The sequence below is a fragment of the Methylocella sp. genome (assembly GCF_044226135.1).
In the GTDB taxonomy this organism is placed as follows: Bacteria; Pseudomonadota; Alphaproteobacteria; order Rhizobiales; family Beijerinckiaceae; genus Methylocapsa.
This window is the reverse complement of the sequence record NZ_JBGAHM010000004.1, coordinates 1-19,289: the sequence shown is the minus strand read 5'-3', so window position 1 is coordinate 19,289 and position 19,289 is coordinate 1. Positions and strand designations below refer to the sequence as shown.

Here is a 19,289-nt window from a genome sequence, read left to right as displayed (position 1 = left end):
TGCGCGCAGACCGGCCGGGTGGAAGCCAACATGGCGGGACGGATCACCAATTTCGAGATCTATGGCGATCATCCCGAGCAGCTCGCGACATTCTACCGCGAGCTGCTGGGCTGGCGCGTCGAGCGCGCCGCCGGCGTCGACTACTGGCGGATCTCCGCCGACGCCGAAGGGAGCTCGCCCGCCGCCGGCGGCATTGCGCGCCGACCGTCCTTCGCGCAGGCGGGGTGGCTGAATTTCGTCGAGGTCCCGTCGCTTGCCGACGCTCTCGAGGCGGCCGTGCGGCTCGGCGGGTCGATCCTCAAGGAAAAAACCGCAACGCCGCGCGTCGCCTGGCACGCCGTGATCGGCGACCCCGCGGGCAACGCCTTTCTGGTCTGGCAGGCCGATCCCCTCGCCTTTCCGACGCCTGAACCGGACTGAGAATGATGTCGATAATTCGGGAAGAGCAAGCATGAGCGCCAAATCATCGTCCGACGCGGCGGCGCAGGCCAAGCCGGCCAGGGTCGAGCTCGCGGCCGGCGCCTATAGCGACGGGCATCCGCTTGACGATGTCCAATATCTCGAATGCAAGCTGATCCTGAAGCCCGACCGCTTCACAAGCGCCGAGACATTCCTCGAATATGGCGCGCTGGTGAGCCAGACGGCGCGGGAGTTCGGCATTTCCCTCGACGATCGCGACGTGGTTCTCGCGCCTGAGCTGAGAGAAGTTCTGTTTCTCGACACCGGCGACAACAGCCTCTACAATCATGCGTTCATCCTGCGCCGGCGAATTTGCTACAAGCAAGGCTTTCTGGCCGGCGATCCGGAGATTGTCTTCAAGTTCCGCCATTCCGACGCGCAGACCGCGGCCAATCTCGACGTGCGGCCTAACATCGCTGGAAAATACCGGATCAAGTTCAAGGCCGAAGTCCTGCCCCTGAAAGACGAGGTCGGCGGATACCGGCTTCTGTTCTCGCATAATGTCGAGATCGGCCTCAGTCAGTTGCCGGAAGGCGACCGGACCTCGATGGCGACGCTGAGCGAGATCTTTCCCTGCCTCGCCGGGATGGGAAAATCCGCGACGGATCATGTCGAGCTCGTGAACCAGACCATCGTCGAAGAGGTGTTGCAGGACCTTGGCGTTCTCGATTTCGGCAAGGGCGTGACCGCGAAGGCCAATATCGCGCTCTGGCGCGAACGCGGGATGTATCAGCCATTATGCGGAGAATTTGCGTTCCAGGCGAAGTTCAAACGCCGCGACGATCTGCACGAGAAGGCGATGGAGCGGATGCGCGGCTTCTTTATCACGCTTCAGCAGGCCGGGCGCGACTGGCTGTCGCTCGGCACGACCAAGACGGGCATGGTGTATCGCTTGCGCGGGAACGCCCCGCAAGCGCACGAATAGGACGCCGATGCGCGCGAGCCTGTTCAGACGCTTCAGCGCGGACGATCTGCGTGGCGTGCGCTTCGCTCTGAATGTTTTCATCGGCTCGACCGCGCTCTGGCTGCTTCTGCGCCATCTCGCCGGCGTCAGCCCGATCTGGGCCATCGCTTCGCTCATCGCGGCCAGCGAGCCGGTCATGAAGGACGCATTGCGCATGGCGCGCGCGTCGCTGATCAACACGACAGTCGGCTGCGCGGTGGGCCTCGCCGTCCTGCTCATGGGCGGATCGAGCGAATGGCGGCTGCCGGCGGCGATTTCGATCGCCGTTCTCGTCTCATCCTATTTCGTACACATTCCCAACATGTGGCGGCAGGCGCCCATCACCGCCGCCATCATCATTGCGTCTGGCTTGACGGAACATTCGCAGCGGACAGCCGCGGAACAGGGCCTCGCCAAGGTCGCCGAGGTGTTTCTGGGCTGTCTCGCCGGCGTCGCCATCAGCTGGCTGATGGCTCATTTGTGGCGCTTGCCCGCCGCCGATCCGGCGCCGGGTCAATGAGGGAAAGACGCATGGACGACATCCCGATCCACGATCACGAAACCGGGCCGTGGAGCGCCGCCGCCCTGCGTCAGCTTCAACAGCAGGACCCGGCGTGGACAGGCGCCTGCGAGGCGATGTCGACAGATCCATGGCGAGGCGGCGTCCTGCCGGCGAAGCTCGTCGAGCTCGTCAGCCTCGCGGTCAACGTCGCCTGCACCAACCTCAACGCCGATGGAACGCGGCGGCATGTGCGCGGCGCCCTCGACGCCGGCGCGAGCCGCGAGGAGATCCTGTTCATCTTCAAATGCGCGAGCGTGATGGCGGTCCATTCGTGCAGCCTCGGCGCGCCGATCCTGCTTGAGGAGGCCAAGGCCGCCGGGATCGCGCCGGCGGCTGCGTCCGACGCAGCCACGCCGGCGGTCGACAAGATGAAGGCGATCGGCCAGTGGAACGCCGCCTGGGATCCGTTTCTGGCGCTCGCCCCCGGCTGGACCGACGCCTTCATGGCGACGGGCGCGGGCATTTACGGAAGCGGCGTCCTGCCGGCGAAGGAGATCGAGCTCATCAGCATCGCCTTCGACGCCTCCTTTACGCATATGTATGCGCCGGGCGTGCGAAGGCATGTCCAGAACGCGCTGAAGGCCGGCGCTTCGATCGCGGAAATCTTCGAGGTTCTCAAGATTTGCGTCGCCCAGGGCGTCGAGGCCTGCAATCTTGGCGTTCCAATCCTTGAGGAAGAACTCGCCGCCCGGGCTCGCCGCGATCAGGCGGGATGAATGAGGAGAGTTCAGTGACGAGCCAGACGAACGGCCCCGGCGTGGCTGGATCGACGCAGCCGAGGGAGCTGAAAGAAAAGGCGGCCGAAGAATTTCGCCGCTTCGTGACGCTGTTCCTTTACCTGTGGGTCCTGTTCGGCGTCTTCGTGCTGAATCAGGGCATCGTCATGCGCGAGAAGGGCGTCAATTTCACCATGCAGGGCTTCGCGCTCGTCAACGCCCTGATCTTCGCCAAAGTGGCGCTCGTCTTCGAGATGTTCGATCCGGGCCGGTGGCTGCGCAAACGCCCGCTGATCTATCCGATCCTCTACTAAACGCTCCTCGTCACGGCGCTTCTTCTAGTCGTGCATGTCATTGAGAAGGTGATCGAAGGACTGTTCCACGGCAGGACGATCATGGACAGCCTTCCGCGCGTCGGAGGCGGCGGCCTCGCGGGATTGATCAGCGCCTCGGTCGTCATGTTCGTCGCGCTTCTGCCGCTCTTCGTGCTCAGAAATCTCGCTCTGGCGATGCGCCCCGGCCGTTTGCGGGCGATGCTGCTTGGAAAACAGGCGGCGCATGACGAGGCCGACGGCTGACGCCTTCCCGCTTTTTCCAGGCAATGATCGGCGGTTCCGCGCCCTTGCCCGCGAGATCATGATCGTCCGCGCCCCGCTATGTCGGCGCTCGTACGCGTTCCCCTGCGTTCGCGGCGCCCGGATCGAGCGGTCAATGCTCGAGAAGCGGCCGAGGAGCTCCATCGCCACGCCGCTCCACAGGCGCAAAATTTAAGCCGCGAGGATGCGCGGCGACCCGAGCAGGAATCGAACTGGATTCGTAGTGGGTGTCTGGCTGATTCGGACCTCCGCTACCAATTTCATCCCCGCAGGCGGACGCCGGTCGGACGAAACCTTCATGGACGGCAAGGCGGCGATGACGGTCGCCCTCCGGTCGCCGGAAGAGGCGATTCGCCAAACACGGCCGTTCTGCGCGCCGGATAGATGTCAAATACATAGAGCCCGCCGGTCTGGACCTGCGGCAAGACCGGTCGGCGAGCCGCACGGCCCTGCTCCCTGGCGGCGCCGGCCAAACCATCGGCGAGGACGGCTCTCCTTTAGAACGCGCGCCCCCCGCGCCGCCCGTCGATCCCTCCTTTTCGTCAAGGCCGAAGCGGCGCGGGCGCCCTGACCGCGCGCAACTGGAAGCTGGGGAGCTGACCTTTCTTGGCCGGATCCATGAGATAGCCGATCTGCCCTTCCGACACCCACAGCATGTCGCCGACGCGGGCGACGCCGGTCGGCCCGGCGAAATCCTTGATCGTTTCGATGTTCGCCTTGTCGCCTGAAATCGTCACGCGAGAAAGCGGACCCGCGCCTTCGACCATCACAAAGCCCGCGCCGTCAGCCTTCAATCCGTCGGGAAATTTGATTGGCCGCGACGTCTCGAGCCTGGTGATCGCGCCGACGGCGTCGCCATTGCGTTCAAAGCGGAACAATTCGCCGCTCATGAACGTGTTGGCGTAAAGATTGCCGTCGGCGCCGAAAGCAACGCCGTCGAGCCCCCCTTTCAGCCTGTCGTCCTGCGCCCACACCTCGAGCTTCGACGCGCCCGGCTTCAACCGCAGGATCTGCGGCTGGAGCGTGTTGGTGACGTACAGGGATCCATCGGGTCCGACGGCGAGATCGTTGCAGATCGACTGCGCGGTCGGCAACTGGACGCTGATTTTTCCTTCGCCGCTTTTCAGGTCGAAACCCTTTACGAACGAGCCTTCGACTGCGTTCGGCCCCTTGACGCCGATCGGCGTCGCGTCGTTCGAGCATGCCCAGAGCGTTCCGCGCGTCTCGTCGGCGAGCACGCCGAACGTGGACCGCGTGCCGAACGCGCCCGACGGGATCCAGACTTCAGCTTCGCTCGACCCGGGCCTCGCCCGGACAATTCCGCCTTTCGTCAGGCTTCCCGCGTAGAGCGTTCCATCAGACGTCGCCGCAAGGCTTTCCGGGAACGGCGCCTCGGCCGGGAGCGCGATCAGCGCCGGAGCCGCATGGGCGATCTGCGCCGTCAGCAGGGCGATGGCGGCGGCGCCCGCGGCATGGCCGAAAGGCGTGGCGAAAGGGATCCTGGCGCTCAAGCATTCCTCCTGATAGTTCATGATCGCAGGCGGCGCTCATGCGCGGACCGCGCCGGCGACTGTTTTTAACATCACGATCACAATCTATTTTTTGGCGGCGTTCGCTCTTGTTGGAGTCAAGCCCACTCGAGGAGGGCGGCCGTCGAAGGCCATTGGGGAGACGGCGGCCAGAACCCGTTCCACGCTCATTTTCGTGGCGTCAACGAACTTTCGGGGACGTGGAATCGACGGCGTTGGCGTCGCCGCGATCGCCGCATGCTCCGGGTCTGTTCGAGGCGCCGTCCTGACTCCACGCAGGAGATCGCGTATCTCGACACGCTCGTGTCTCGCGGGCGGCCTGACGACAGGGTCCGAGTCCGGGGCCCTGTCGACAAATTGGCGTCGCGAAGCAGGACAGCTCCGGTTCAGGGGCGCGCGAAAGGCCGCGGAGCGCTCGTCCACGCCGCGGCCTCGACGATCGGCCCTCAGTTCACCGCGGGCAGCATCGCCGACAAATGCGCCTGAACGGCTTTTGGGTCCGCGGCGAACGCGTCGACGACGTTGCGCGTGAGGGCGCCGGGAAAGACTTCTTCCGTCCCCCGCTCCACGCCGTCGAGCGTGTCGAGCGCCACGTCTTCAGGCTTCAGACGCGGCTCCGGGAGCCCCTGGCCCATGGCGGTGTCGACCTGGACGGGCAGGACCGCGATCACCGCCGTTCCCTGACGCTTCAGCTCCGCCCGGAGGCTGCGCGTCAAGGCCAGAGCGGCCGCTTTCGAGGCGGAATAGGTGCCGGCGGCGGGCAAGGTGACAAGCGACAACATCGACAGGACGTTGACGATCGCGCCGCCGCCAGCGCGCGCCAGGATCGGCGCGAACATGCGCGACATGCGGAGCACGCCGAAATAATTGACCTCCATCTCTTCCCGGGCGACCGAAAGGTCGGGGGCCGACAGAGCGCCCTGCATTCCCGCGACGCCGGCATTGTTTATGAGCAGCGTCAGATCCTGCGCCCGCTCGGCCGCCGCCCGCGCCTGCGCGTCGTTCGTGACGTCAAGCGGCAATGCGATCACGCGCGGATCCGACGCCGCAAGCTCCTTGAGCGCGCCGACGTCACGCGCCGCGGCGTAGACTTTCTTTGCCCCTCGCTGCAGCAGCCCCTGGACAAACGCCGTCCCGATCCCACGATTGGCGCCCGTGACCAGCGCGACCGAACCTTCCACTTTCATCTCGTCCTCCGTCCCAGTTTGAACTGTCTCGCCGGCGTCGCGGCCGCCGCTGTCGGGGCATGCCGGACGTCGACGATTCGTCGCTGGAAATCCTCGCCCTTGCGCCGACGCCAGTCGGGGGCCGTTGGTGATGACAACGCCCCGGGCACGCGACCGGGAACCGGCGCCGCGCGATCTTGCCTGACCCGCCCGGAAGCCTCCGCCCGTCGAGACGACCCTGTCCGGCGCGGGTCGCAATCCTCCTGTAATGAGTGCATTTATCTTCTAACTGTCAAGTGGACACGAGATCAGCGTCATCACGACGAGGTGCGCGTCGGGCTTGGCGCCGGCCATTGCGCGACGGAGCCGTGGCGTCCCGCGCACGACTCCCGGGCGCCGCCCATGACGGTCGCCGGAATCGTCGTGTGACGATCGGGACGCCCGAACGCGCCGACGCGTCGGGCGGAAGGCCGCCGCAGATTTTTGGGCGCCACATGACGGCTTGTCGGGCGCCATGGGCCTCGCCTGTCCAAGATTTCATGAGCAGGCGGGCGACAGCGACCGTCCTGCGCGGCGATCAGCTTCCTGACGTCCGCATCGCCTGAAGCTTCGCCGGCCTCTCGATCGGCGGCCGTTTCGAGCAGACAGGAGCGCTTCTTAACTGTTAATTACCATATAAGACGCCCGGCTCAGGCCCATCGCAACGGAGCTTTCAATGAAGGTCACACGCGCTCAATCCGAGGAAAACCGGCAGAAAGTGATCGCCGCCGCGAGCCGCCTGTTTCGTGAGCGCGGCTTTGACGGCATCGGCCTGAGCGACCTGATGGGCGCGGCGGGCCTGACGCAGGGCGGCTTCTACAAGAAGTTCGAATCGAAGGAGGACCTTGCGACCAAGGCCTGCGCCAGCGCGCTCGACAGGAGCCGGGTCAGATGGGCGCGCATCGTCGCGCGCGCGAGGGAAAAACCCTTCGCGGCGCTTGTGCGGGCCTATCTCTCGGCGCGCCATCGCGACGATGTCGGAGACGGCTGCGCCTTCGCGGCGCTCGGCTCCGACGTGGCCCGTCATAACGCCGGGCTCCGGCAGGTCTTCGAAAAGGAGATCGAGGCGCAACTCGATTTTCTCGACCATCTGATTTCGGACACGCCGGACGCCGCGACGCGCGATCAGTCCATCGCCGCGCTGTCGACGATGGTCGGCGCTCTCCTGCTCTCCCGCGTGGCGACCAGTCCCGCCCTTTCGAAGCGCTTTCTGGACGCCTCCGCCAACGCGGTCGTCATGCGGTCCGACGCGGACGGCGGGCGGGCCTCGCCGCAGCCCGCGCCCCCGGGCCGGCCGACAAGCCGGCGCGCCCGTCCTTGACCCCCACTTGACCGGCGCCCATAATTATATGTAGATCGAAATCTAATGACGCGGCCCAGGAAGAGCGGATCCAACAGTCGGCGCATGCCGCCCTGGTCGCGTCTTCAGCGCGACGCGGCGCGTTCGCGTGAGCCCGGCGGCCGCAACCCTGCACATTGGAGCTTTACATGACACGCGACATCGTTCTGGCGCAGCCCGTGCGGACCGCGGTCGGCGCCTACAACGGCGCGCTCAAGGGCGTTCCCGCGCCCGAGCTTGGCGCGGCCGCCATCCGCGAAACCCTCGGCCGCGCCAGGATCGCGCCCGACCGGGTCGGCGCGGTGGTGATGGGCAACGTCGTCCAGGCCGGCAACCGCATGAACCCGGCGCGCCAGGCCGGCATAGGCGCAGGCCTGCCCGTCTCCGTTCCCGCCATGACCGTGAACCGCGTCTGCGGGTCCGGCGCGCAGGCGATCGTCACCGCCGCGCAGGAGGTTCAGCTCGGACTTTACGACGCCGCGGTCGCCGGCGGCATGGAGAACATGGACCGCGCGCCCTATCTCGTCGAAGGCGGGCGCTGGGGCTACCGCATGGGCGATGGCGCGATCGTCGACAGCATGCTGCGCGACGGGCTGAACGACGCCTTTTCCGGCGAGCATTCCGGCTGGCACACCGAAGACATGGCGACCCGCAGCCAGATCAGCCGGCAGGCGCAGGACGAATGGGCCGAGCGGTCCCAGCGACGCTTTTCCGAAGCCGCGGCCGCCGGGACGTTCGCCGCCGAGATCGTCCCCGTGACGATCAAGGGCCGGAAAGGCGAGGAGAGCTTCGCCGTCGACGAAGCGCCCCGGCCGGACACGACGCTCGAGGGTCTCGCCCGGCTGAAGCCGGCGTTCCGCAAGGACGGCTCCATCACCGCCGGCAACGCGCCCGGCCTGAACAGCGGCGCGTCGGCGATGATCGTGGCCGATCGCGCTTTTGCGGAGGCGCAGGAGATCGCGCCGATGGGCCGCCTCGTGGCCTATGGCGTGGCGGCCGTCGAGCCCGGCCTGTTCGGGCTCGGACCCGCGCCGGCCGTCCGCCAGTGCCTGGAGCGTGCCGGATGGGCGCTGTCCGACGTCGACCGGATTGAGATCAACGAGGCCTTCGCCGCGGTCCCGCTGGCGATCATCAAGGAGCTTGGCCTTGCCGCCGACATCGTCAACGTCGAAGGCGGAGCGATCGCGCATGGGCATCCGATCGGGGCGACCGGAGCTGTGCTGACCACCCGCCTGCTGCATTCCATGCGGCGCGACGGCCTGCGGCGCGGCGTCGTCACGCTCTGCATCGGCGGCGGCCAGGGCATAGCGCTCGCCCTGGAGGCGCTATGAAGGGATCCACGCGACAACATGATCAGGCGGTCACGATGACGGACGAAATCTTTACCGAGACGACGATAGCGGTCCAGCACGTGAAGCTCGTGCTCGCGCGCTCATTCGAAAGCGCGCGCGACGCCTTCGAGTCCCTCCTGCCGCGGCTGAACATGGAGGCTCTCGGACTGTTGAACGACGGCGAGGCGGATCGCGCGCGGGAGCTGCTCGAAGGCGGCGCCGAACTCTCGATCCTGCTGAGCCGGAATTTTGGCGACGTGTCGCAGATGGCCGGCCTCACGCGAAAGGCGCTCCAGTATGAGGTCGGCAATCCGCTCACGGCGTCAAAGATGACGACGCGTCAGCTGCCCGCCGCCCTCTACGCCCCGTTCCGGGTGGCGCTCTACGAGGACGCGCAGGGCCGCGCGGTCTTCGAGTACGACAAGCCGTCCTCGCTCTTCGGGCAATTCGGCGACGCGGAGGTCACGGGCGTCGCACGCGGCCTCGACGCCGCCCTTGAACGCGTCCTGCGCCAGATTGTCGATTGACGTTCGCCGCAGTAGCGCAATCCGGCGCGCGGCCCGTCGAGCCGGCGCATTCGCAATTTGATCGCCGTGATCGAACGAAGCTGTCTGAAGCGCCCGCGCGGCCCTTGACGCGCATGCGAACTTTCCCCCGCGCGCGCCGCCGTCGGGCCGCGCACGGCCGCGGGGCCATGCCCCCGCGAAAATCTTCGCCCGCCTTCAGCGCCTGACCTCTCCGCCGCCGCCAGCCCCGCCATGCCGCGACGGCGACGGCGCTTCGAGGCATGGCCGGCGCATCCGATCTTGAGGCGCCCGCCGCGGCGGCGCTTGAAAGGCCCGCCAGCCGGGCGCGACGCGCGGGGCCGGTTCGGGCGCCGCCCCCGCGCCGCCGGACCGGGCGCCCGCCTGTGGCTCAAACGCCACATCTCCGCCTCGCCGGCGCGAAAGCCCGCCGTTTCGCCGCGCGCGGCCCCCTGACAGGCTTGCGCACGGCGTCGCCCGACCTATCATCCGGGCCTTGACGGTTTCCGAGGGCCTTTTCTTTCCTTTTCATGTCTTGACGCCGGCTTTATCGCGCGAGACGGCGACTCGCCTCAAGATCGTCACGGCCGGCCCTCGGACCTTACGACAAGGAACCGCCCAGCCGCCGGCCTTTCTTGAGAGCTTTCGGCGCGAAGATCTGAAGACGGCCAAAGGCTCGCCGGTCGGCGCGGGAGCGCCGGAAGCCGCGAACGGCACACAGGAGAAGCACGGTGGTTTTGGGCAAAAGGCTAGGTTGCGCCGTCATCGGAGCCATGGCGCTCGCAGGCTCTGCGAACGCCGCCGAATATGGCCTTGGCAATTATCTTCTCGGCTACCAGGTTTCGCTGACCGGCTTCACGCCGCCGCCGGGCTTCTATTTTCAGAACACCTTCTATCTCTACGACGGCAGCGCGGGAAAGAACCTCCGGCTGCCGTTCGGCAACGCCGCGGCGGTCGGCCTGCGCGAGCAGTTCGCCATGAACATCACGCAGATCTCCTGGGTCACCGACCTCAAGGCGCTCGGCGGCTCGATCGGATTCGCCGCTGTCGTGCCCTTCGGCTCCGACCGCAACGCCGTCGGGGCCAACTTCGTGGGGCCGCTCGGCGTGGCGCGTGACCCCAATGTGTCGGCGCAGGCGACGGCCCTTGGCGACACCGCCTACGCCGTCTTCGTCGGCTGGGAGGAGGGCGACCACCACTGGTCCGCGACGCTCACCGGCTTCGCGCCGACCGGCTATTACAACGCGGACGCGCTGGCCTTCACGGGCCTCAACCGGCCGGGCGTCGACCTCAAGGGGGCCTATACCTATCTCAGCATGACGACCGGAATCGAGGCCTCGGCGGCCGTCGGCATGACCTTCAACACGGTCAACGCCGCGACCGGCTACCAGACCGGCGAGGAGCTTCACGTCGAGGCGGCGCTCAACCAGCACCTGCCGTTTGGCCTCGCCGTCGGCGTCGGCGGTTATTTCTACCAGCAGGTCACGCCGGACAGCGGCGGCGACCTGAACCTCGGCGGCTTCGAGGGCCGCGTCGCCGCCGTCGGTCCGCAGCTCGCCTGGACGATCAAGGCCGGCGCGCAGGAGCTCAACCTGAGCGCGCGCTGGTTCCACGAATTCGCCACGCAAAACCGCGTGCGCGGCGACTCCGTCTTCGCCTCCCTGGCCTTTCGCATGTAAGGCGTTCACATGCGCGACGTCCGCGCGGCTCGTCGGAAAGGATCCGGGGCCATTCCGGTCGACCGGCGCCTGAACGACGCCGCGCGGGAAGATGTCCGCAGCCAGTTCGCCGAGCGTCGACGTGCGCGGCGGGTCTTTGGCGCGGGCTTGACGGTCACGGCGGCGCCGGCGATCAGCGCCGGTCCGCTTCGGCGTCGAGGCCGTGCAGGATCGCGCCGGCCACACGCGCGCAAGGCCTGTCTTCTCCCAGCCGTTCCGCTTTTCCCGCGAACCTTCGGGATCGGCGGCGGCGCGGCATGATCGGCGCGGTTCAGAACATTCAGGTCGCCGCCGTCAGATTGACCCGCCGCGTCAGGGCCTCGCCGCTCTCCCTGCGTTCGGAATAGCGGTCAGTCAGGTAGGAAGAGACGTCGCGCGTCAGCAGCGTGAACTTCACCAGCTCCTCCATCACGTCGACCACCCGGTCGTAAAAGGCGGACGGCCTCATCCGGCCCGCCTCGTCGAACTCCTGAAAGGCTTTGGCCACGGAGGACTGGTTGGGGATCGTCACCATGCGCATCCAGCGGCCAAGGATGCGCATCTGGTTGACGGCGTTGAAGCTCTGCGAGCCGCCCGACACCTGCATGACGGCGAGCGTGCGGCCCTGCGTCGGCCGAACCGCGCCGACCGAAAGCGGAATCCAGTCGATCTGCGCCTTCATCACTCCGCTCATCGCGCCGTGCCGCTCCGGGCTGGTCCAGACCTGACCTTCCGACCAGAGCGAGAGCTCGCGCAGTTCCTGCACTTTCGGATGGCTGGCCTCGGCGCCGTCCGGCAAAGGCAGGCCATGCGGATCGAAGACGCGCGTTTCCGCGCCGAAGTGATTGAGCAGGCGTTCGGCTTCCTGCGTGAGGAAACGGCTGTAGGAACGCTCGCGCAACGAACCGTAAAGCAGCAGGATGCGCGGCGGATGGGTCGAAGGCGGCGCCCGAAGCCGGTCGATTGTCGGCGCGTCCAGGCATGCGCCCTCGACATTGGGAAGATCATGCGGCATCAGCGCTTCGCCTCGGCCACGACCTGGGGCTTCTCGCCACGCTCATACCAGCCTTTCGAGCGGTTCACGATCCAGACGACGGAGAGCATCACGGGAACCTCGATCAGCACGCCGACCACGGTGGCGAGCGCCGCGCCCGACTGAAAGCCGAACAGGCTGATGGCGGCGGCGACGGCCAGTTCGAAGAAGTTCGAAGCCCCGATCAGCGCCGAAGGCCCGGCGACGCAATGCTGTTCGCCGGCCAGGCGGTTGAGGAGATAGGCGAGCCCCGAGTTGAAATAGACCTGGATCAGGATCGGCACGGCGAGCAGCGCGATCACCAGAGGCTGGGCGAGGATCTGTTCGCCCTGGAAGCCGAAGAGCAGGACGAGCGTGGCGAGTAACGCGACCAGCGACGATGGCTGAAGCCGGTCGAGGACGCGCTTCAGCGCCGGTTCGCCGCCATTGGCGAGTATCCGGCGGCGCAGCATCTGCGCGGCGATCACCGGCACGACGATGTAGAGCGCGACGGACAGGACCAGCGTGTCCCACGGCACGGTGATGGCCGACAGGCCCAGCAGCAAGCCGACGACGGGCGCGAAGGCGAACACCATGATCGTGTCGTTGAGCGCGACCTGGCTCAGCGTGAAATGCGGCTCGCCCTTGGTGAGATTCGACCAGACGAAGACCATGGCGGTGCAAGGCGCGGCGGCGAGGATGATGAGGCCGGCGATATAGGAGTCGATCTGGCCGGCCGGCAGATAGGGCCGGAATAGATAGCCGATGAACAGCCAGCCGAGCGCCGCCATCGAGAAAGGCTTGACCGCCCAGTTGACGAAGAGGGTGACGCCGATGCCGCGCCAATGCTCCTTGACCTGGCCGAGGGCGGCGAAGTCGATCTTGACCAGCATGGGCACGATCATCAGCCAGATCAGCGCCGCGACCGGCAGATTGACTTTGGCGATCTCGGCGTTGCCGATGGCGTGGAAGACGCCGGGCATGAGGTGGCCCAGCGCGACGCCCGCGACGATGCACAGGGCGACCCAGAGCGTGAGGTAGCGTTCGAAGATGGACATGGATGCTCCTCAGGCCGTCGCGACGCGGCGGCCCTGGTCGTCGATCACCCGTTCGCCGTCTTCCTTGACGAAGGCTCCGCGCTGCGGCGGCAGCAGGTCGAGCACGTCTTCGGAGGGGCGACAGAGCCTCATGCCCTTGGGGCTTACGACGATCGGCCGGTTGATAAGGATCGGATGCGCCAGCATGGCGTCGAGAAGCTGCTCGTCGCTCAGCGTCGGATCGTCCAGGCCAAGCTCGGCATAGGGCGTTCCCTTCTCGCGCAGCAGCGCGCGAACGGAGATACCCATCCTCGTAATGAGCTGTTCAAGCATCGTCCGGCTCGGCGGCGTCTTGAGATATTCGATGACGTGCGGCTCGACGCCGGCGTTGCGGATAAGGCCCAGGGTGTTGCGCGACGTGCCGCAATCGGGGTTGTGATAGATGACGACGTCCATGACCGGCCTCACGCGACGTCAGGACGTGGCGACGTGGCGCCTTCGCTGCGGCCGATCTCACGCAGCTTGGCGCCGAAGGCGGCCTTGTCGAGGCTTGCCATCGGCAGGGCCGCAAAGACGGAAATCCGGTTTCGCAGATAACGGAAGGCGGCGATGAACGCCTTTTCCTTTTCGATATCCGGCCCCTCGACCGAGGCGGGGTCTTCGATGCCCCAATGCGCCGTCATCGGTTGGCCTAGCCAGACCGGGCAGGCTTCGCCGGCGGCGTTGTCGCAGACGGTGAAGACGAAATCCATGACGGGTGCGCCGGGCAGGGCGAACTCTTCCCAGCTCTTCGAACGGAATCCGTCGGTCGGATATTCGAAGCTCCCGAGCGCCTTCAGGGCGAACGGGTTGATCGCGCCCTTCGGCTGGCTCCCGGCCGAGAAGGCGCGGAAGCGGCCGGCGCCGTCCTTGGTCAGGATGCTCTCGGCGAGGATCGAGCGAGCTGAATTTCCCGTGCAGAGAAACAGGACATTGTAGATGCGGTCAGTCACGGGCGGCTTCCCTGGCGACGAGGATTTGCGGCGGGCAGCAGGGGGAAAGATCGGCGATCAGCGGCGCGCAGATTTCGGGGCGGCCGCCGCAGCAATCCTTGACGAGGAAGCTCATGAGCGCGCGCACGGCCTCAAGCCTCGACCGATAGACGATCGACCGGCTTTGACGCTCGGCGTCGATCAGACCGGCGCGCGTCAGCGTCGCCAGATGCGTGGACATGGTGTTGTGCGGGACATCCAGCCGGCGGGCGATCTCGCCCGCCGGCAATCCGTCCGGCTCGTGCTCCATCAGAAGACGGAACACGTCGAGCCGGGTTGGTTGCGCGAGCGCGGCGAAAGCAAGAATGGCGGCGCTTGATTCCATATATCGAGACTAATCGACATATTGACCCAGGTCCAGCCCATAAATCCGTCACGAGAGTCCCGGGTTGGCGTCGGCGCGGTTCGACCTGGGCGCGCAGAGGTTGCGCTGGGGCGCTTCGACCTGACGGATTGCGAGTGGAAGGCGATCGCGCCCCTGCCGGCGAACCGGCCGCTTAACACGCCGATGATCCAAGGGACGCCGATCACGTTCCGCTGGTAGGAAGCCTTCCCCAACAAAGGACGCAACGAAATGAGGATGCGGCGGCCCCAGGCAAGCAGGCCGGCGAACGGACGGCGCACGCCTTAAACCCTTGCGCTTATGACAAGGACAGGGCCCGGAACCCAAAGATGTTGTTCTTGAACAAAATGGCGCACCCGACACGATTCGAACGTGTGGCCTTCGCCTTCCCAAGTCCGATATGGGCGAAGACCCCATCACGGTCTTCAAGAAGTTCTACCGCATATACCCGCACTTCTCTCGCGTCGAACTGTAGAGACTCAGGGGGACGCATGAACACGACTGTAGATTCAGAAGCACAAGGATGGCTCGCAAGAGAGCTGACATGGCTCGGCCCCTACGTCGCACGGCTTGAAGGGGAGCGTTCGAAGATCGCAGCGGTCGATGAAGGGCACTGGGTTGCCGCCGCGGGTGCCGGAGGAGTGCTGAAATGTATTGGTCGGATTCTGCGGCTGCGCTCCGATCTCGCGAGCACGACGATCTATTTCGACCGCATGCACACCTTCGGCGTATCGGGCTCAGTGTCCGACGTCGGGCTGACGTTGCCTCCTGGTCCCATCGAGCGGCTCCGCCCGGAGGACCTGGCCGCCGTCTTCGCCTTTGACGGTATTTCAGCGGCTGACGTGCAGTTCACCCAAGACGTCGCCTACGTGCGCGATCTGCTCGAATTGGCGGTCCGCGACGATCTCCTCGGTCCTGCTGGTGGCCCACACGAGCTGATCAAGGACATGAGCGTCCGCGACCGCTATCTGGTCGGGAAGCTCGCGCCACGCCGACTAGGCGACGGCGAGACGACGCCGGTCGAGCCAGCGGCGGCCGCTGACGAGGTCGGCGACATCGAGGATGAGCGAGCGGCGCCCATCCACGAGCCCGGCGCCGAATTCGCGAGTGCTTCCGGCCGCGTGGAGCCCGAGGATGACGCTCTCGACGAGATCGACACGACGAACAATCAATCGCTCGTGCCGTCCAGCATGGGGTTCACCTTCTGCGCCGCGCCGGGCGTCGAGTCGCTTGCCGTCGATGTTCGCTGGGGACGCTACGAGCGTGTCCCGAGCGACGAGCACGAAGTCGTCAAGACCCGGAAGAACCGGGCGACCGGCAGGGAGGAAGAGACAAAGGTCAAGGTGTGGCGGCGCATCCCGTGCGGTGGGGTCGTTCCCCTGACACTGAGCGACGGACCGATCAGGCCCTCGACGCCGGACCGAGACCAGCCTGACGTCAGGCTACAAGGCACCGTCCGGACGAACGACCAGGGCGAGCGCCTCATCACCCTGTTCCTGGTGAACGGCCAGTTGGAGCCCGATGACAACAAGGACCGCGCCTGGCTTTTCCAGCCGGAGATTTCCGTGGCCGCGCTCGAAGGCGCTGTGGACAAGGCGATCTTCAGGCGACGCCCATCCAATGAAATCGTCGTCGACGATCCGGAACGCGATCGCCTAGCGCTGATCTATCGCAATCGGCTGGAGTTCGCCGTCGGCCACGGCGTGTCGGTTCACGCGGACACGATGCTGGAAGATTCCGGGAAGGCTTGGCGGGTCCGCACGGAGATCATTCCGCGCTACGAGATCGCCGTGACGGAGACGCCGGGCCTCGACCCCGGCGATCGCCCGGCGATGCGCCGGATGGTCGACGAAGGTTGGCTAGACATGAGCCGCCTTGCGGAATTGGAGCCGCGGACGCTGCGTGATGCCCTGTCATGCCTGGTCGATGACTGCGGCACGAAGTGCTGATTGCGTGTCTCGTTACCGCGCATGCTCTGACGTCTGTCCCCCTTTAGCCGGATCGTAGCACAGCCGCCACCGCGATGGCGGCGGCCGAGCGACCCGAGAGGAAGAGGGCTGCGCCGGTCTTCGTGGCGGGTTGAAGGTCGAGAGAGAGTCTCTCGGCCGCCCGCCGCGGAGACTACTCCCATGGCTACTGCCGTTCAGAAGATCACCCTGTCGTCCTCGCGCGACATCCCCTTCAACAAGCTGGTGCTGAGCCAGTCCAACGTCCGGCGCGTGAAGGCCGGCGTCTCAATAGAGGAGCTGGCCGAGGACAACCGCATCGCCCGGGCCGTCGGTCTCGACATGGTGGAGGCCGGATGGCGTCCGACCGTCGAGAACTATCTCGGCCGCGTGCCGAAGCGCCGCATCCTCGAAGCGGTTCGCGAAGGCGCAGGCGAGCGCGCCGCCCAGCTCATCGACCATCTGAAAAAGGGCGACATGGCCAAAGAAGCCGAGCGGCTTCTCGCCGACAGCTTCTGGCTGCCTGAGCCGCTGCGCACCGTCGATGACGACGCGCCGTCGGCCGATCAGGTCGGCGACGAAGGCGAGGGCGAGGCGCTGCCGGAATTCCTCGCCGGAGACGAGGACGAGCCTTCCGAGCAAGCAGAAGACGAGCCGCAGACGATCGCGGCTGAGTAACCCGATCGCGCGGGGGGGTTTTGGCCGTCCCGCGCATCCTTTCCCCTCAACCAATCCGACAGCCCGGCCACCGCGCCGGGCGCTTTTGTTTCAGGAGACCACCATGGCCAGCACATCCGACACCACGTCCGAGTCCGCTCCGCAGCTTTCCGATTGGGAGATCAAGGCGGCTGCCCAAGCCAAACTCGAGGCCGAGCTTTTCACCCTCAACAAGGCAGCGCTGCTCAATGCACTGGCGCTCGCCGGCGTCACCCGCGTCGTCGTCAGCTTCGACGGCTATGGCGACTCCGGCCAGATCGAGAATGTGGAAGCTCAGGCCGGCGACGATGCCGTCACCATGCCGGGCGCAGCCATCGAAAGCCTTCGGTCGCCGATCCGGAGGCGGTCGATCTCGCCTACGAGACCATCGACTGGACGCCGCCCGAGGGCGCGCGTCTCAGCGATGCGATCTATGAGGAATACCGGCTCCAATCGATCCGGATTCGCGGCGCCCACGCCCATCCCACCAAGCTGGTGCAATCCGCCGCCATGTCCTCGGTCGCACCGCCGAAGCCCAGCTACCGGCCGCGCCTGCCGATCAGTCTCGTCAGCGAGGCCGTCCTGTCTGACGCCCAGCTCGAGACCGTGATCTATGCTGGTGAAGCGCATGGCGACTATCTCGCCGGCGCCTGGACGGTGGACGAAACCTTCGATCTTGTCACCGCCGCCCGCGATGACGCGCCGAACGCCGTCCGTTTTCGCCGGGGTTTCATGCTGGGTGACGGCACTGGCGCCGGCAAAGGCCGCCAGTCGGCCGGCATCATCCTGGACAACTGGCTGAAGGGCCGGCGCAAGGCGGTCTGGATATCCAAATCCGACAAGCTGCTCGAGGACGCGCAACGCGACTGGTCGGCCCTCGGCATGGAGCGCCTGCTCATCACGCCGCTCTCACGCTTCCCCCAGGGCAAACCGATCCGGCTCGCCGAAGGCATCCTATTTTTAACCTACGCTACGCTGCGGTCCGACGACCGCGGCGAGAAGCTTTCGCGCGTCCGCCAGATCGTTGAATGGTTGGGCTCCGACTTCGACGGAGTGATCATTTTCGACGAGAGCCATGCCATGCAGAACGCCGGTGGCGGCAAGGGCGAACGCGGCGATGTCGCGCCCTCCCAGCAGGGCCGCGCGGGCTTGCGCTTGCAGCATGCGCTGCCGGACGCGCGCGTGGTCTATGTCTCGGCCGTCCACCCGAGCCGATTGCGAGCTACCTCGCCGACGCCGGCTTTCTGCCCAAGGGCGTCCCGCTGCTCAAACACGTCATGGCGCTACCCGGACAGATCGTGTGTCGGGCCGGCGACCTCGTCACCGTCGATCAGGTCGAGGTCGGCACCGCTCATGACCGCGATCACCTGGGCCGTCCACTGCCGCGCTGGAGCGGCTGTCGGGTGCTTCAGTCGGGCGAGGTCTTCCTCATGAACCCGACCGTCCCGGACAGCCTGGATGGCCGCTATTTCGGCCCGCTCCCCGTCGCTTCGATCGTCGCGCGTGCGGTCCCGTTGTGGACCGACGAAGCCGGCCACGGCCGCTTCGTCTGGCGCGCCGCCACCGATTGACCCGCTTCCCAACCCGCCAACCCAGGAGGTTCCCATGGCGCAGATCGGTCACTTCACCCGCGACAAATCCGGCTTCACCGGACGCATTCAGACGCTCTTCTTCACCCACGACCTCTCCCTCGTTCCGGCCGAATCTTCCGATGCCGAGAATGCGCCCGACTTTCGCGTCCACCTTGGCGATGCCGACGGCCCGGAAATCGGCGCGGGCTGGAAACGCACCGGCGAGACATCATCAAGCGGATTCATCGGGGCTTGCGAGAGCACGGTATCGAGCGCGCGGCCGGGAGCTATGTGCTCGCCGGCGAGAGTCTCGACGTGCCCGTCATCGGCCGGCTGGTCGATCGAGGCCTCGACGACGAGTTGAAGAGCACCGCCTATGACCGACGACAAGCCAGTCAGGATCAGCGTCGAACTACCGGCCGCCGTGCATCGCGATCTCGTCGCCTGTGCTCAGGTGCTCGGCCGGACGACCGGCCAAACGGCGCCCGATCCGTCGAAGCTCATCGTGCCGATGATCGAGCGATTCATGGCGACCGATCGCGCCTTCGCCAAAGCGCGTCGCGATCGGGCCGCTCAGGCCGCTGGCGGTTCGGCCGAGAAATCGGGGTAGTGTTCGCGCAACATCGCCAGGAACGATCCCAGCGCGGGATTGCTGTTCGCCTCTCGCCAACAGGCCATGAATTTGACTTGGGTCGGACCGTCGTCGTGCAAGACCTCCCGGTAGACGACGCCTTCGTGACGCACGCCCGTCG

Annotated in this window: 20 protein-coding genes and 4 pseudogenes; 17 read left to right on the top strand and 7 right to left on the bottom strand. The window is 66.4% G+C overall.

The genetic code is table 11. The features are described from left to right. The first annotated feature begins 30 nt into the window (after positions 1-30). The 6 genes from ACILRB_RS03145 to ACILRB_RS03120 are packed head-to-tail and all read left to right on the top strand — an operon-like array spanning position 31 to position 3,258. The gene (locus ACILRB_RS03145) at positions 31-420 is read left to right on the top strand and encodes a VOC family protein (RefSeq protein ID WP_395664841.1); all 390 of its coding nucleotides are present in this window, start codon (positions 31-33) and stop codon (positions 418-420) included. Between the two features lie 31 nt (positions 421-451). Next, entirely contained in the window at positions 452-1,384 is a 933-nt protein-coding gene (locus tag ACILRB_RS03140) for a hypothetical protein (protein ID WP_395664840.1), read from the top strand. Positions 1,385-1,439: 55 nt separating this feature from the next. Then, a complete protein-coding gene (locus ACILRB_RS03135) occupies positions 1,440-1,922 on the top strand; it encodes an FUSC family protein (RefSeq protein ID WP_395664839.1) in 483 nt (160 codons plus the stop codon). 11 nt (positions 1,923-1,933) lie between these two features. Further along, positions 1,934-2,680 carry a carboxymuconolactone decarboxylase family protein gene (locus ACILRB_RS03130; RefSeq protein WP_395664838.1) on the top strand — a complete coding sequence of 249 codons (747 nt, stop codon included), beginning with the start codon at positions 1,934-1,936 and terminating at the stop codon, positions 2,678-2,680. 14 nt (positions 2,681-2,694) lie between these two features. Continuing rightward, complete coding sequence (locus ACILRB_RS03125) at positions 2,695-2,994, top strand: hypothetical protein (protein WP_395664837.1); 300 nt, start codon at positions 2,695-2,697, stop codon at positions 2,992-2,994. A 30-nt stretch (positions 2,995-3,024) separates the two neighbouring features. Beyond that, entirely contained in the window at positions 3,025-3,258 is a 234-nt protein-coding gene (locus tag ACILRB_RS03120; RefSeq protein WP_395664836.1) for a hypothetical protein, read from the top strand. A 560-nt stretch (positions 3,259-3,818) separates the two neighbouring features. On the opposite strand, the gene ACILRB_RS03115 is transcribed toward ACILRB_RS03120, so the two are convergent. Then, positions 3,819-4,787 carry a hypothetical protein gene (locus tag ACILRB_RS03115; RefSeq protein WP_395664835.1) on the bottom strand — a complete coding sequence of 323 codons (969 nt, stop codon included), beginning with the start codon at positions 4,785-4,787 and terminating at the stop codon, positions 3,819-3,821. 464 nt (positions 4,788-5,251) lie between these two features. Further along, positions 5,252-6,229, bottom strand: coding sequence for an SDR family oxidoreductase (locus tag ACILRB_RS03110; protein ID WP_395664834.1), 978 nt, complete (start codon positions 6,227-6,229; stop codon positions 5,252-5,254). 457 nt (positions 6,230-6,686) lie between these two features. Here ACILRB_RS03110 and ACILRB_RS03105 point away from each other — a divergent pair, with 457 nt between their 5' ends. The 4 genes from ACILRB_RS03105 (at position 6,687) to ACILRB_RS03090 (ending at position 10,883) form a co-directional block, all read left to right on the top strand. Further along, positions 6,687-7,331: a TetR/AcrR family transcriptional regulator gene (locus ACILRB_RS03105; protein ID WP_395664833.1), complete on the top strand. Its 645-nt coding sequence runs from the start codon at positions 6,687-6,689 to the stop codon at positions 7,329-7,331. A 167-nt stretch (positions 7,332-7,498) separates the two neighbouring features. After that, positions 7,499-8,680, top strand: coding sequence for a thiolase family protein (locus ACILRB_RS03100; protein WP_395664832.1), 1,182 nt, complete (start codon positions 7,499-7,501; stop codon positions 8,678-8,680). A gap of 35 nt (positions 8,681-8,715) precedes the next feature. Next, positions 8,716-9,207, top strand: coding sequence for a DUF302 domain-containing protein (locus ACILRB_RS03095; RefSeq protein WP_395664831.1), 492 nt, complete (start codon positions 8,716-8,718; stop codon positions 9,205-9,207). Positions 9,208-9,977: 770 nt separating this feature from the next. Then, complete coding sequence (locus tag ACILRB_RS03090; RefSeq protein ID WP_395664830.1) at positions 9,978-10,883, top strand: transporter; 906 nt, start codon at positions 9,978-9,980, stop codon at positions 10,881-10,883. A gap of 319 nt (positions 10,884-11,202) precedes the next feature. Here the strand turns inward: ACILRB_RS03090 and arsH are convergent, their stop codons facing one another. The 5 genes from arsH to ACILRB_RS03065 are packed head-to-tail and all read right to left on the bottom strand — an operon-like array spanning position 11,203 to position 14,306. After that, positions 11,203-11,916, bottom strand: a complete 714-nt coding sequence (gene arsH / locus ACILRB_RS03085) for an arsenical resistance protein ArsH (RefSeq protein ID WP_395664829.1) — start codon at positions 11,914-11,916, stop codon at positions 11,203-11,205. After that, positions 11,916-12,971: an ACR3 family arsenite efflux transporter gene (arsB, locus tag ACILRB_RS03080; protein ID WP_395664828.1), complete on the bottom strand. Its 1,056-nt coding sequence runs from the start codon at positions 12,969-12,971 to the stop codon at positions 11,916-11,918. The genes arsH and arsB overlap by 1 nt, the downstream gene beginning before the upstream one ends. Positions 12,972-12,980: 9 nt before the next feature. Next, positions 12,981-13,406 (bottom strand): arsenate reductase (glutaredoxin), encoded by a 426-nt coding sequence (gene arsC, locus ACILRB_RS03075; RefSeq protein WP_395664827.1) that lies wholly within the window; start codon positions 13,404-13,406, stop codon positions 12,981-12,983. Between the two features lie 8 nt (positions 13,407-13,414). Next, positions 13,415-13,942, bottom strand: a complete 528-nt coding sequence (locus ACILRB_RS03070) for an arsenate reductase ArsC (RefSeq protein ID WP_395664826.1) — start codon at positions 13,940-13,942, stop codon at positions 13,415-13,417. Then, the gene (locus ACILRB_RS03065; RefSeq protein ID WP_395664825.1) at positions 13,935-14,306 is read right to left on the bottom strand and encodes an ArsR/SmtB family transcription factor; all 372 of its coding nucleotides are present in this window, start codon (positions 14,304-14,306) and stop codon (positions 13,935-13,937) included. Before ACILRB_RS03065 ends, ACILRB_RS03070 begins: the two co-directional genes overlap by 8 nt. A 509-nt stretch (positions 14,307-14,815) precedes the next feature. Between ACILRB_RS03065 and ACILRB_RS03060 the strand changes: the two genes are divergently transcribed. The 7 genes and pseudogenes from ACILRB_RS03060 to ACILRB_RS03030 all read left to right on the top strand — a co-directional run bounded on the left by ACILRB_RS03060 (position 14,816) and on the right by ACILRB_RS03030 (position 19,147). Next, positions 14,816-16,273, top strand: a complete 1,458-nt coding sequence (locus tag ACILRB_RS03060) for a hypothetical protein (protein WP_395664824.1) — start codon at positions 14,816-14,818, stop codon at positions 16,271-16,273. A 291-nt stretch (positions 16,274-16,564) separates the two neighbouring features. Further along, positions 16,565-16,948 (top strand): annotated as a pseudogene (locus ACILRB_RS03055) (DNA-binding protein); the annotation flags it as partial. 103 nt (positions 16,949-17,051) lie between these two features. Continuing rightward, a pseudogene (locus tag ACILRB_RS03050) lies at positions 17,052-17,276 on the top strand (DUF6878 family protein); the annotation flags it as partial. Positions 17,277-17,323: 47 nt separating this feature from the next. Further along, positions 17,324-18,166, top strand: a pseudogene (locus tag ACILRB_RS03045) (strawberry notch family protein); the annotation flags it as partial. Continuing rightward, positions 18,166-18,537, top strand: a pseudogene (locus tag ACILRB_RS03040) (S26 family signal peptidase); the annotation flags it as partial. The pseudogenes ACILRB_RS03045 and ACILRB_RS03040, both read left to right, overlap by 1 nt. A gap of 34 nt (positions 18,538-18,571) precedes the next feature. After that, on the top strand, positions 18,572-18,901 hold the full coding sequence (locus ACILRB_RS03035; RefSeq protein WP_395664823.1) for a DUF736 domain-containing protein: 330 nt from the start codon (positions 18,572-18,574) through the stop codon (positions 18,899-18,901). 12 nt (positions 18,902-18,913) lie between these two features. Then, positions 18,914-19,147 (top strand): DUF2274 domain-containing protein, encoded by a 234-nt coding sequence (locus tag ACILRB_RS03030; protein WP_395664822.1) that lies wholly within the window; start codon positions 18,914-18,916, stop codon positions 19,145-19,147. Positions 19,148-19,289 lie beyond the last annotated feature (142 nt).